Origin of the sequence: Flavobacterium sp. (genome assembly GCF_035456225.1) — a bacterium.
Classification (GTDB): domain Bacteria; phylum Bacteroidota; class Bacteroidia; order Flavobacteriales; family Flavobacteriaceae; genus Flavobacterium.
Genome location: NZ_DATIDM010000189.1, coordinates 1 through 12731, shown reverse-complemented (window position 1 = coordinate 12731; position 12731 = coordinate 1). Strand labels below are relative to the sequence as shown.

The window sequence follows — 12731 nt, the reverse complement described above, 5'->3', positions numbered from 1 at the left end:
ATTTGTTTTTATTTTCATAGTGACTTATTTTGAATTAATACCTTTACAAATTTATTAAATATTACGCCATTAATTGCCAATTTGAGATAAATCTTATAGAATTGAGTATCATGAAATTTTTCAGCTTACTTTTATTGTTTCCACTGTTTTTGTGTCGGGAAAATAAGACGGAATCCGTAAGGGACAAATCGGATGCTTTGATTGAAGAAACCGGAAGGTCGAAAGGAAGTGGAACTTTTTCTGGAGGCTCTGTGTTTGATTTTTATCCGACGTCTACCTCTGGTACTGTAATTCATCGCCAAGGCTATTCTTTTTCGTATTCGGAAAAATTTGAACAATCCGAATGGGTGGCCTATGAATTAACATCCGCTGATTTTTCAAACCGTGATTTCAAACGTCCTTTTTTTGTTCAGGATCCGAAAGTAAAAACACAATCCGCCGATTGGAGAAATTATAAAAAATCGGGTTATGACAAAGGGCATTTGTGTCCGGCTGCCGACAGGAAAAGTTCTTATCAGGCGTATGCGGAAACTTTCTTTACATCCAATATAACGCCGCAACGTCATAATTTTAATGATGGTGTTTGGAACCGATTGGAACAAAAAACACGTTATTGGGCTAAAAAATATAATGGTGTTTATGTGGTGACCGGAGGTGTGCTTAAAGGAAATCTGAAAACAATTGGAAAAGAGAAAGTTGCCGTCCCTGATTATTTTTATAAAATACTTATGACAAAAGACGAGAAGAAAATGATAGGTTTTTTGGTGCCACACAAAGCCTCGGATTTACCATTGTATCAATTTACAGTTTCTGTGGATGCTATCGAAAAAATGACCGGAATAGATTTCTTTCCGAAGTTGCCTGACAGAAAGGAAAACCAGTTAGAAAAAGCTACGGATTATAAAAACTGGAGTTTCTAACTACCATTCATTTACTTTGTTGGCGTCCATTTTGATAAAGATATAAAGCATTATCGTAAATGCCCACAAACTTGAACCTCCATACGAAAAGAAAGGAAGCGGTACGCCAATGGTAGGGAATAATTTAATAAGCATGGAGATATTCACCATGAAATGCGTAAATAAATAGGTCGCAACGCAATAGCCGTAAATTCGGCTGAATTTAGTTTTCTGTCGCTCCGCAAGATAGATTATGCGCAGGAATAGGCAGACAAAGAGAAAAATGACCACGGTTGCACCCGCAAAACCCCATTCTTCTCCAACCGTTGTGAAGATATAATCGGTATGTTGTTCCGGTACGAAGCCTCCTTTTGTTTGTGTGCCTTCAAGGTAGCCTTTTCCAAGCCAGCTTCCCGAACCGATGGCAATCATCGACTGGTTAAGGTTATAACCTTCTTTCTGCATGTTTACGTCCTCGCCAATCAATACGTTGATACGGTCTTTCTGGTGCGGTTCCAATACGTTTTCATACACATAATCTACCGAGAGGACCATTCCGGTGATGGCCACAAATACAATGGCGTAAATGAGTGGATTTCGGGTGATTCGAGTGTTGAAAATGAAATGGACAATCATCACTAAAAACACAAAACCGATTAAGAAGGTCGGCTTTACAATCAAGGCCAGGATGAATAAAGCGATGCCTATGAAACCCGTCCATAAATACCAGCTGGGTAGTCCTTCGCGATGCAAAACAAATACTAAAGAAAGGAATATCATCGCACTACCCGCATCCGGCTGAAGTAAAATCAGGAATACCGGAAAACCGAAAACGGCCAATGCAATCAGTTGGTGTTTGAATAGTTTCAAATTGATTTGCGTGTCGCTGACTAATTTAGCCAGAAGCAACGCTGTTGCAGTTTTTACGAATTCGGATGGCTGAAAACCAAAACCTCCAAATTGGTACCAGTTGGTTTGCCCTTTGATGGTTTTACCGAAAGCGAAGAGACCTAACAATGAAAAAATCCCGAGTATGTAAAAGACGGTTGAGTATTTTTCAAATATTTTGGCATCCATCGAAAGAATCACAAAAATCAAAGGAATTGCCATGATTATGAAAAGCATTTGTTTTCCATAGATCTGTGTCAAATCAAAAAAGGATGTTTCTTCAAGTGGTAAGGAGGCAGAATAGATATTCATCCAACCCATAATCACTAGGGTGGAATAAATAAGTACAGTAATCCAATCGATGTTATTTACAACGCTTTGATTTTTCATTTCTTTTCTGCCTACGGGTTTTTGTTGGGTTCTGTTTTTTTATTGGTAACGGTTGTTTTTTTATTCGGATCCGTTGTTTTTACATTAGCGTTGTTTTTTTGCTGACTTTCCTTTTTTTCCTCTTTTTTAGTCCCTGATTTTGTGTCTGTTTTTATCTCTTCTTTAGCTTTGGTTTTGGCTTCTTCTTTCTTCTCCCAATTAGGGTCAACATAAAAACCATTGATAACTTTATCGTATTCGGACTGAAGACTTCCTTCCATCATGCGGCGTTCAAGGTCAACACGGGTAATGGTGTCTTTTTTAATGTATTTTTCAATCATCAAACTACTTATAGGCGCTGCCCACGTGGCTCCGTAGTGACCATTTTCAACTAATACGGCTATGGCAATTTTAGGGTCATGGCGAGGTGCGAAAGCAACGAAAACAGAGTGGTCCTGAAGCTGAACGCGTTTACCGTTAATTTTGGTAAAGTTTTCAGCTGTACCTGTTTTTCCGCATATTTCTATACCTTCCACTCGCATTCCGGCGGCGGTACCATGGTTGAATACGTCAAATAAGCCGTTTTTGATGGGTGTGAAATACTGCTTGTCAATCGTAGTGATGTGTTTAGTGCGGAACTTTTTGTCGATTTGCTGCCCTTTAATCTTTTTAATGATGTGAGGGGTATAATAATAACCTTCATTGGCAACGGTAGCCATCATGTTAGCCAACTGAATTGGGGTCATCAATACCTCTCCCTGACCAATTGAATTGGATATGATTGTTGTACTTCTCCAACCACCATTAGGATACCAGCGGTCGTAATAGTTTGAGGTTGGGATGTGTCCTTTTCTCCCCGGTGGTAGGTCATAACCCATGAAATTCCCAAGTCCGAAACTTTTTAGGTGTCCACTCCAGGCGTTAACGCCATATCGCGGTTTTTGGAATTTGTCAATGGTGAGTTTGTATACGTTGCCGAAATAAGCATTACATGATTTGTAAATTCCGACATTCAAGTTGCGCACACCGCCGCCACAGTGACATTTCATAAAAGAGCCACGCCCATAGGACCAACCGTGATTACATACAAATTGCGTGTTCTCGTCGATCACGTCTTCCTGTAAAGCTACTAAAGCTGTAAGGATTTTGAAAGGCGATCCAGGTGGGTATTCCGCTAATAATCCTCTGTCAAACAAAGGCATAGCAATGGAGTCATTGTATAAAGCCGTGTAGTTTTTAGAACGTTCTCTCCCTACTAAAATGGACGGGTCATAGGATGGTGCAGTAACCAAAGCTAAAATTTCTCCTGTTTTTGGTTCGATAGCTACAATCCCGCCTCGTTTGTTTTTCATCAAAGCTTCTCCATACGCTTGAAGTTCTGCATCGAGCGTTAACGTAATGTCTTTTCCCTGAACAGCAATAGTATCGTAAATCCCTTCTTTGTAGGGACCAATGTCTTTATTGAATCGATCACGTTGACGGTATTTTACGCCTTTTACGCCTCGTAACACCTCTTCGTAAGTCTGTTCCACACCCTGCATGCCGATCAAATCACCGCTTTTGTAGTAAGGGTGTTTTGCGATGATGGCGTCATTTACCTGGGTAATGTAGCCGAAAACATTAGCGCCGACATTAACCTGATAATCACGAAGGGAACGCTTCTGAATGTAAAAACCTTCGTATTTTCTGATTTTTTCCTGAAAAGCCGCATACTCGTTTTTGTTCAGCTGCGCCAGGAAAACAGAGGGAAGCCGTGGACTGTAAACTTTAGCTTTCTCTATTTTTTTTATGAAATCCTCTTTGGTTACATTTAATATGGAACAGAATTCTAAAGTGTCAAGGTTCTTAATCTCTTTAGGGATAACCATAATGTCATAAGAGGGTTGATTGGCAACCAAAAGCTTTCCGTGACGATCGTAAACATAACCGCGTTCCGGATAATCATATACAATTTTGATGGCATTATTATCGGATTTCTTAATGTAAGAATCGTCTAAAATCTGCAAATAGAAAAGCCTTGCTATTAATACTAGTGCAGTAACAACAATGAAACCTGGCAGGAATAATTTTCTCATCGTTTACTTGGCTTAATTAAGTATATAATTATAATGCAAAGTAGTAGTGTAAATATTGTGGCAAGTAAAGTTCGTAATAATATTTCCCAAACGAAATTAAAACGGAAGATTTCTAACAGGTACAATACCAAATGATGTAATAATACTGCGATGAGAATAAATGAAAAACGTTCCGGCGAAAGTTTGTCGGCGATTTTAACGGTTTGGTATTCGTAACTGATACCAAAAGCAAATTTAAAAATAGACGGTCGGAAGTAAGCCAAAACCAAACTGGCAGTCGCATGTACCCCTCCCGAATTGCAAAACATGTCCATGTTTAACCCTAATAAAAAACTGGCGAGTAAGAGTCCGGCCCTGTTGGCATTCACCGGGTATAAGATGATAAATAAAATGTAAGGAAAAGGATTTACATACCCTAAGAAATTGATGTTGTTAAACAGCACTATCTGCAGGGCAAGCAAAACCACAAACCGAAAAATATTTAGGAGAAAGGTGCTATTCATTAGGTTTTGTTTCTTCTTCTAATTTAATGATTTCCTTGCGTTTTACATTTTCAATCACATAAACGTGACCCAAATTTGTCATATCATTGAACAGGCGGATATTAATGGTATAGTAATTCGTAGTCTTGTCAATGAATATTTTGTCGATTTTTCCAATCGGGATGTTTTCCGGGAAGATTACCGAACGACCTCCGGTAACGATGGTGTCACCTTTACGAACCGAAGCCAGTCTTGGTACGTCAATAAGTTGTGCATACCCTACATTTTTGGCGTTCCAGATTAACGACCCGAAATGATTCGATTTTTTGATCTTGGCATTAATTTGGGATTTGATGTTCAGTATGCTCTGAACCGTAGAATAATTTTTAGATGTCTTTTCTACAATGCCGACAATTCCCAAACTGTTTACAACACCCATGTCCGCTTTAATACCATCTTTGCTTCCGCTGTTGATGGTAAGATAGTTTTCCGGTACGTTGAACGAGTTGTTGATTACCTTCGACTGGATTACCTTAATGTCTTCATAGCCTCTCGGAATCAGTTCGGTAGAAGCGATTACAGTATCGGGTTTGTTGTATAGTAATTGTTTCAGATAAGCATTCTCCTTGGCGAGGTCATTGTTCTGCGTTCGTAAATGGAAATACTCTTTCACATTGTTGATTCGCTGGTAAACGCCACCGGTCACATCGTTGGCTGAACTTACAAACTGGCTTCTGTGATAAGAATGCGATTGGATGGTAAGCGTTAACGAAGTTATCAAAAGCAGCAAAAACAGCAATCGGATGCTGTTTTTAAGTATAAAATTAATTATTTGCTGCATGTATTATTTCGTTATTTTATAAGAATACTTCTGAATTTTTGTAGGTTCTTAAGTGCCATTCCGGTACCTCGTACAACTGCTCTTAAGGGGTCTTCAGCAATGTAAACCGGTAGGTCTGTTTTTTGTGATATTCGCTTGTCCAATCCTCGTAACATCGAACCTCCACCTGCAAGATAAATACCGGTGTTGTAGATGTCGGCAGCTAATTCCGGTGGTGTTTGGGATAACGTTTCCATAACTGCATCTTCAATGCGCTGAATCGATTTGTCAAGCGCTTTGGCAATCTCACGGTAAGAAACGTTAACCTGTTTTGGTTTTCCGGTTAGAAGGTCACGTCCCTGTACTTCCATGTCGTCTGGCGGCGTATCCAAATCTTCCGTGGCAGCTCCGATGGCAATTTTAATTTTTTCAGCAGTGGTTTCTCCGACAAAAAGGTTGTGCTGTGTTCTCATGTAGTAGATGATATCGTTGGTGAAAACGTCTCCGGCAATTTTAACCGATTTGTCACACACAATACCTCCTAAAGCGATAACAGCAATTTCAGTGGTTCCTCCACCTATATCCACAATCATGTTTCCTTTCGGCTGCATGATGTCAACCCCGATACCGATAGCCGCAGCCATCGGTTCGTGGATTAAGTATACTTCTTTTCCGTTTACACGCTCACACGATTCTTTTACCGCGCGCATCTCCACTTCGGTAATCCCTGAAGGGATACAAACCACCATGCGGAGTGCTGGTGTAAACATTCTTTTCTTTAAGGCCGGGATACTTTTTATAAACATGCTGATCATTTTCTCCGACGCATCGAAGTCAGCAATAACCCCATCTTTTAACGGACGGATGGTTTTGATATTCTCGTGAGTTTTACCCTGCATCATGTTTGCTTCCTTACCAACAGCGATAATTTTACCGGTGATGCGGTCGCGCGCAACAATGGACGGGCTGTCAATGACAACCTTGTCATTATGGATGATTAAGGTATTTGCGGTTCCAAGGTCAATTGCGATGTCCTCGGTCATGAAATCAAAAAATCCCATACTCAAAAGAGGGTTTAATTTATTTATAACTAATTAGCCTACAAAAATAATAAAATTAATGTTTAAAATGGCGAATTCCAGTAAATACCATTGAAACTTTGTTGTCGTTGCAATAGTTGATACTCAATTCGTCTTTGATGGAACCACCCGGTTGGATAACCGCTGTAATCCCTGCATTTTTTGCCAATTCCACACAATCAGGGAACGGGAAGAATGCATCGCTCGCCATTACGGCACCATTCAAATCAAATCCGAATGAGTTTGCTTTTTCAACAGCATGACGCAACGCATCCACTCTTGAAGTCTGTCCGGTTCCGGAAGCCAGTAACTGACCGTTTTTAGCAAAAACAATCGTGTTGGACTTGGTGTGTTTACAGATTTTAGAAGCAAACAGCAAATCGGCTACTTCTTGTTCTGAAGGAGTAGTTACTGTAACGGTTTTTAAAAGCTCTTTATTGTCTGTAATATTGTCTTTATCCTGAATTAACAAACCGTTAAGACAAGTTCTCACTTGCTTTGTAGGTAATTCCACCTCATTTTGGATCAGGATGATTCTATTTTTCTTTTCTTCTAAAATGGTAATCGCTTTTTCGTCATAAGCCGGGGCGATAACCACTTCGCAAAACAACTTGTTGATTTCTTCGGCAGCAGCTTCATCAATTTTTGCATTGGAAATCAAAACGCCACCGAAAGCCGAAGTAGGGTCACCTGCCAAAGCATCCAAATACGCTTCTTTAACTGTGTTTCTTGTAGCCAAGCCACAAGCGTTGTTGTGTTTTAAGATCGCAAACGTTGGATTGTCGTTTTTGAATTCTGAAATCAGGTTCACCGCAGCGTCTACATCCAGTAAATTGTTGTAAGATAGCTCTTTTCCGTGAACTTTGTTGAACATTTTATCGAATTCTCCAAAGAAAAATCCTTTTTGATGAGGGTTTTCTCCGTAACGTAAAACCTGACCGCCTGCAATACTTGCTTTATAAACGGTTTCGTCGGTATTAAAGTAGTTGAAAATAGCCCCGTCATAGTGAGAGGAAACATGGAACGCTTTAGTTGCCAGAAGTTTTCTTTCTTCCAATGTTGTTGCTCCGTTTCCGTTGGTGATCATGTCAAGGAACAATGCGTATTCGTTTACAGAGGCAACAATAACGGTATCTTTAAAGTTTTTAGCGGCTGCACGGATCAATGAAATCCCACCGATATCAATTTTTTCGATGATGTCTGCTTCACTTGCGCCTGACGCTACTGTTTTTTCAAACGGGTATAAGTCCACGATTACTAAATCAATCTGTGGGATTTGGTATTCTTCCATCTGCGCCACATCACCTGCATGATCCTGACGGTTTAAGATTCCTCCAAAAATTTTAGGGTGTAATGTTTTAACTCGTCCGCCAAGGATTGAAGGATAAGAAGTTACATCTTCCACCGCCACAACCGGAATGCCGAAGCTTTTGATGAATTCTTCCGTTCCGCCGGTAGAATAAATCGTTACGTTGTGTTCGTGTAATTTTTTTACGATTGGCTCTAAACCTTCTTTGTCGAAAACCGAAATCAAGGCCGACTGGATTGTTTTTGCAGTGTTCATTGTGTCGTTGTTTTTTAGAGGTGCAAAAGTAGTTATTGTAATGTAAACATTAAAACATTATAACATAGTTTTTTATATTTTTTTGAAGCGAATAGCATGGCGCTTTTTTGCGATCCATGTTCCTGCTGTCCGTTCTATTTTTATGGCTAACAGGTTTTTAGTACCTGTAAGCCATAAAAGATGCCACTCCCATCAGGGCTAGAGAGGATTTGTCTTGTATTTCTGTAACATTTTTGTTGTTTTTTATACCTATTTGGATATTCTCCAAGGCAATTTAAAATTTAAGATTCATGAGTCACCATAACACTGCTGTTTTATATATCCGACTTTTAAAGGAAAGTTTGAGTTTTGCTCTTAACGCGCTTCGAAACAATAAGTTGCGTACGTTGCTTTCGTTGTTAGGGGTGACTGTGGGGATTTTTTCCATAATTGCTGTACTGACCGCGGTAGATTCTATGGACCGTAAAATTAAAAGCGATTTGAGCGGATTGGATAAAAACACGATTTATCTCTTCAAATATTCTTTTGGGCCCACAGATGTTCCCGATTGGAAAGTAGGACAGTTTCCCAACGTTTCCTATGATGAATACCTGTACTTAAGACGTTCGATGAGCAATCTGGATAAAAGTTGTTTTGCCTATTTTACCAAAAGGGAAAACATAAAATTTGAAAAACAAACTGCCAGCGATATAGAAATTGTACCGTCGACAAACGAAATAGAAATTATCGACGACGTGAAAGTAGGAGAGGGCAGGTTCTTCTCGGAAGCCGAATCCAATGCGGGTCTGGGTGTAATCGTGTTAGGAAGTGAAGTGGCCACAACCCTTTTTGGAGATATGAATCCAGTAGGTAAATCCGTGCGTTTGTATGGGCAACGTTATAATGTAGTAGGGATTTTGAAAAAGCAAGGGGAATCCATTTTTGGGAGTAATGATACCAGAGCTTATATTCCAAGTAATAACTTCAGAAGAATTTTTGGGGACAATAATGATGCACTGACTCCGGTTATTGAATTGAAGCCTGAAAAAGGAACCGATATCGATGAGTTTAAAGGGGAGCTGACTTATAAATTACGAAATTTCAGAGGTTTGAAAACCAGCGAACCGGATAATTTCTTTATTAATATCCTTTCCGGATTTACCGAAATGATTGATAATATCGTAGGACAAATGAATATGGTGGGTTGGATCATCAGCGGGTTTTCATTATTGGTAGGCGGCTTCGGAATTGCAAACATCATGTTTGTTTCCGTGAAAGAACGCACTAATCTTATCGGAATTCAAAAAGCATTAGGTGCTAAAAACCGATTCATCATGTTTCAGTTCTTGTTTGAAGCTATTATTCTTTCCGTTATTGGCGGTATTGTAGGGATGCTTCTGGTGTGGGGAATTGCCGTGGGAATGTCTAAAGTTCTGGATTTTGAATTCGTACTCGGTTTCTGGAACATACTTATCGGAACTTCATTGGCGGCTTTTATCGGATTGGTTTCCGGAATTATTCCTGCTATTGCGGCTTCTAAATTAGATCCGGTAGAGGCTATTCGTAGCGGGATGTAGATTTGGAGTATGTGGGATTCTCATAGCTGCTAGTTTTGCTTTTTTCAATGGTATAATTTTTTAATTATTTGTAAGGAAATTTTATATTTTCGCTAGGTAATTATATGTCATGAAAAAAATTCTTTTATTCCTTGTTTTTTCGGCCTTCTTTTTTTCAAGTTGCTCAAATGATGAAGCTGCTCAAAGTGCAACGGAACAATTTACCACTAACGGAACAAAACTTCGAAAATATGTTGAAAAATTTCCTAATGGTAGTATAATTCTGGGAATTGAATATGAATATGAAGGTGATAAATTGAGTCGGATTATTTGGTCAAACGGCCAGATAAGAAGGTTTTACTATACAAATGATTTGATTACTAAAACAGAAGAATATGGTGGAAATGTTATAGGGCAAACAACCTATTTTTCATATTTTCCCGATGGAAGGATGTCAGGTATTGTTCAGCATCGGAATGATGGATTTAGTGGACGGGCTGAATATTTGTATAATGCAGATAATACTGTGACAGTCAATAACTATAGAGGGGATGTCGAGAGTCAGGATGTATTTGGCGGTAGCTATAAGTTTTTTTTGGAAGATGGAGTTATAGTGAAGAAAGTAAACAGTTTCCTTAGTCCCATGGGTACGAGAACATGGACTTCAGATTATACTTATGATGATAAACCGAATCCTTTGAATGCTATCTTAGGGTTTGGGAAATTGTGCTTTTATGAAGATATTCAACTTGTGGGTTTGCATAATGTTGTAAAAACAGTAAACAGCAGATCTGAGTCTGAAGCTATAGGTATACTTGATAAAACTTATACTTATAACGATTATGGTTTTCCGATTAAATCGACAGTTGTCTCCTCTGGCGGAACAGGCGGAACAGAAGAATATTACTACGAAGTCCCTTAGTTGTTTCTTGCTAATTTAATTCTGTTTTATAATATTTAAATAAAAAATCCCGAGAATTTCTCGGGATTTTTTTATTATCGGATCGGTTGATTTTGAATCAGGTCGATGTATAAATTCAACTTGTCTTTCAATTCTTTCCTTGGAGTGATAAAATCAAGGAAACCATGTTCTAATACGAATTCAGAAGTCTGGAAACCTTCCGGTAAATCTTTTCCGGTTGTGTCTTTTACCACACGAGGTCCTGCGAATCCAATCAAAGCACCTGGTTCAGCAATATTGATGTCTCCTAACATGGCGTAAGATGCAGTAGTTCCTCCTGTTGTAGGATCCGTACACAATGAAATGTATGGGATTTTTGCATCAGCCAACTGCGCTAATTTTGCAGAAGTTTTTGCTAACTGCATTAGTGAGTAAGCAGCTTCCATCATACGTGCTCCTCCTGATTTTGAAATCATAAGGAACGGAATTTTGTTTTTGATGGAGTAATCAATACCACGAGCTATTTTCTCTCCCACAACAGCTCCCATAGAACCCCCGATGAAAGCGAAATCCATACAGCAAACCACAAGCTCTTTTCCTTTTGATTTACCAACTCCTGTGCGAACCGCATCTTTCAGTTTGGTTTTATCCATGGCGTCTTTTAAACGCTCGCTGTATTTTTTAGTATCAATGAAACCTAAAGTATCTTTTGACGTGATATTGGCGTCTAATTCAGTGAACTCGTTATCGTCAAATAGGATTTCGAAATATTCTTTACTTCCGATACGAACGTGGAAACCGTCTTCCGGGCTTACCCAAAGATTTTTGGCCAACTCTTCTGCATCAACTATTTTTCCTGTCGGTGATTTATACCAAAGTCCTTTAGGAACGTCTTTTTTATCTTCTGTTGCGGTTTGTATCCCTTTTTCTGTTCTTTTAAACCAAGCCATAATTTTAAATTTAGAATTATGAATTTAGAATTATGAATTTAGAAAGGTGAGTTTAGAATAGTGAATTTAGAGCGTCTCTAATTTCTAACTTCTGATTTCTAATTTCTAATTTCTAACTTCTAATTAAAGTGTATTAACGTTATTTAAATCGGCGAAAGCCTGTTCCAATCGTTTGTTGAATGTAATTTCTCCGTCACGCATCCATTTTCTTGGATCGTAATGTTTTTTATTTGGAGAATCCGGCCCGTCAGGACTTCCGATTTGTGTTTTAAGGTAATCGATTTTCCCTGTGATGTAATCGCGAACTCCTTCTGTGAATGCAAACTGTAAATCGGTATCGATATTCATTTTGATTACTCCATAAGAGATGGCTTCTCTGATTTCTTCCAAAGTAGAACCTGAACCTCCGTGGAATACGAAATCAACCGGGTTGTTTCCTGTGTTGAATTTTTGTTGTACGAATTCCTGTGAGTTTTTAAGGATTTTCGGGGTCAGTACTACATTACCCGGTTTGTAAACCCCGTGTACATTTCCGAAAGCGGCAGCGATAGTGAAACGCGGACTGATTTTCATCAGTTCCTCATAAGCATAAGCCACTTCTTCCGGCTGTGTATATAATTTTGAACTGTCTACATGTGTATTGTCAACACCGTCTTCTTCTCCACCTGTAATTCCTAATTCGATTTCCAAAGTCATGCCCATCTTGCTCATACGCTTTAGGTATTCTTTGCAAAGCTCGATGTTTTCAGTAATCGGTTCTTCGGATAAGTCAATCATGTGGGAACTGTACAATGGTTTTCCGGTTTCGGCAAAGTGTTTTTCACTCGCGTCCAACAAACCGTCAATCCATGGCAATAGGTTTTTTGCACAGTGGTCCGTATGAAGAATTACAGTTGCACCATAAGCTTCGGCTAATGTATGAACGTGTTTAGCTCCGGCAATTCCACCTAAAATAGCTGCTCTTTCATTTTCGTTCGACAAACCTTTTCCTGCATTGTAAAGACATCCGCCATTTGAAAACTGAATAATCACAGGGGAATTTAGCTTTGCAGCAGTTTCCATAACACCGTTTACAGTACTTGAACCTGTTACGTTCACAGCGGGTAAGGCAAAGCCTTTCTCCTTTGCATATTTAAAGATTTCCTGAACCTGATCTCCGGTAGCTACTC

General features: G+C 39.1%; 11 protein-coding genes. 3 read left to right on the top strand and 8 right to left on the bottom strand.

What is annotated here, in order from left to right:
- Positions 1-110: 110 nt before the first annotated feature.
- Complete coding sequence (locus VLB74_RS11400) at positions 111-920, top strand: DNA/RNA non-specific endonuclease (protein ID WP_325203581.1); 810 nt, start codon at positions 111-113, stop codon at positions 918-920.
- Here VLB74_RS11400 and rodA read toward each other — a convergent pair whose 3' ends face one another.
- From rodA to purH, 6 genes are read right to left on the bottom strand one after another with little or no spacing between them, the layout of a single operon-like run.
- On the bottom strand, positions 921-2177 hold the full coding sequence (rodA, locus tag VLB74_RS11395) for a rod shape-determining protein RodA (RefSeq protein WP_325203580.1): 1257 nt from the start codon (positions 2175-2177) through the stop codon (positions 921-923).
- Positions 2178-2188: 11 nt separating this feature from the next.
- Positions 2189-4231, bottom strand: a complete 2043-nt coding sequence (gene mrdA, locus VLB74_RS11390; RefSeq protein ID WP_325203579.1) for a penicillin-binding protein 2 — start codon at positions 4229-4231, stop codon at positions 2189-2191.
- Entirely contained in the window at positions 4228-4734 is a 507-nt protein-coding gene (locus VLB74_RS11385) for a rod shape-determining protein MreD (RefSeq protein ID WP_325203578.1), read from the bottom strand. Before VLB74_RS11385 ends, mrdA begins: the two co-directional genes overlap by 4 nt.
- On the bottom strand, positions 4727-5554 hold the full coding sequence (gene mreC, locus VLB74_RS11380; protein ID WP_325203577.1) for a rod shape-determining protein MreC: 828 nt from the start codon (positions 5552-5554) through the stop codon (positions 4727-4729). Before mreC ends, VLB74_RS11385 begins: the two co-directional genes overlap by 8 nt.
- 11 nt (positions 5555-5565) lie before the next feature.
- Positions 5566-6594: a rod shape-determining protein gene (locus tag VLB74_RS11375; RefSeq protein WP_023577802.1), complete on the bottom strand. Its 1029-nt coding sequence runs from the start codon at positions 6592-6594 to the stop codon at positions 5566-5568.
- A 55-nt stretch (positions 6595-6649) separates the two neighbouring features.
- Positions 6650-8176, bottom strand: a complete 1527-nt coding sequence (gene purH / locus VLB74_RS11370; RefSeq protein ID WP_325203576.1) for a bifunctional phosphoribosylaminoimidazolecarboxamide formyltransferase/IMP cyclohydrolase — start codon at positions 8174-8176, stop codon at positions 6650-6652.
- A 290-nt stretch (positions 8177-8466) separates the two neighbouring features.
- On the opposite strand from purH, the gene VLB74_RS11365 reads away from it, so the two are divergent.
- The gene (locus tag VLB74_RS11365; protein ID WP_325203575.1) at positions 8467-9732 is read left to right on the top strand and encodes an ABC transporter permease; all 1266 of its coding nucleotides are present in this window, start codon (positions 8467-8469) and stop codon (positions 9730-9732) included.
- Between the two features lie 109 nt (positions 9733-9841).
- Positions 9842-10633 carry a hypothetical protein gene (locus VLB74_RS11360; RefSeq protein WP_325203574.1) on the top strand — a complete coding sequence of 264 codons (792 nt, stop codon included), beginning with the start codon at positions 9842-9844 and terminating at the stop codon, positions 10631-10633.
- A 74-nt stretch (positions 10634-10707) separates the two neighbouring features.
- Here VLB74_RS11360 and accD read toward each other — a convergent pair whose 3' ends face one another.
- On the bottom strand, positions 10708-11562 hold the full coding sequence (accD, locus tag VLB74_RS11355) for an acetyl-CoA carboxylase, carboxyltransferase subunit beta (protein ID WP_325203573.1): 855 nt from the start codon (positions 11560-11562) through the stop codon (positions 10708-10710).
- 123 nt (positions 11563-11685) lie between these two features.
- Positions 11686-12731, bottom strand: a 1046-nt coding sequence (gene fbaA / locus VLB74_RS11350; protein ID WP_325203572.1) for a class II fructose-bisphosphate aldolase, incomplete at its 5' end; no start/stop codon positions are given.

Excerpts from the sequence above, each read along its gene's own strand:
- VLB74_RS11400 (WP_325203581.1), top strand. The coding sequence starts at position 111 with ATGAAATTTTTCAGCTTACTTTTATTGTTTCCACTGTTTTTGTGTCGG.
- rodA (WP_325203580.1), bottom strand. The coding sequence starts at position 2,177 with ATGAAAAATCAAAGCGTTGTAAATAACATCGATTGGATTACTGTACTT.
- mrdA (WP_325203579.1), bottom strand. The coding sequence starts at position 4,231 with ATGAGAAAATTATTCCTGCCAGGTTTCATTGTTGTTACTGCACTAGTA.
- VLB74_RS11385 (WP_325203578.1), bottom strand. The coding sequence starts at position 4,734 with ATGAATAGCACCTTTCTCCTAAATATTTTTCGGTTTGTGGTTTTGCTT.
- mreC (WP_325203577.1), bottom strand. The coding sequence starts at position 5,554 with ATGCAGCAAATAATTAATTTTATACTTAAAAACAGCATCCGATTGCTG.
- VLB74_RS11375 (WP_023577802.1), bottom strand. The coding sequence starts at position 6,594 with ATGGGATTTTTTGATTTCATGACCGAGGACATCGCAATTGACCTTGGA.
- purH (WP_325203576.1), bottom strand. The coding sequence starts at position 8,176 with ATGAACACTGCAAAAACAATCCAGTCGGCCTTGATTTCGGTTTTCGAC.
- VLB74_RS11365 (WP_325203575.1), top strand. The coding sequence starts at position 8,467 with ATGAGTCACCATAACACTGCTGTTTTATATATCCGACTTTTAAAGGAA.
- VLB74_RS11360 (WP_325203574.1), top strand. The coding sequence starts at position 9,842 with ATGAAAAAAATTCTTTTATTCCTTGTTTTTTCGGCCTTCTTTTTTTCA.
- accD (WP_325203573.1), bottom strand. The coding sequence starts at position 11,562 with ATGGCTTGGTTTAAAAGAACAGAAAAAGGGATACAAACCGCAACAGAA.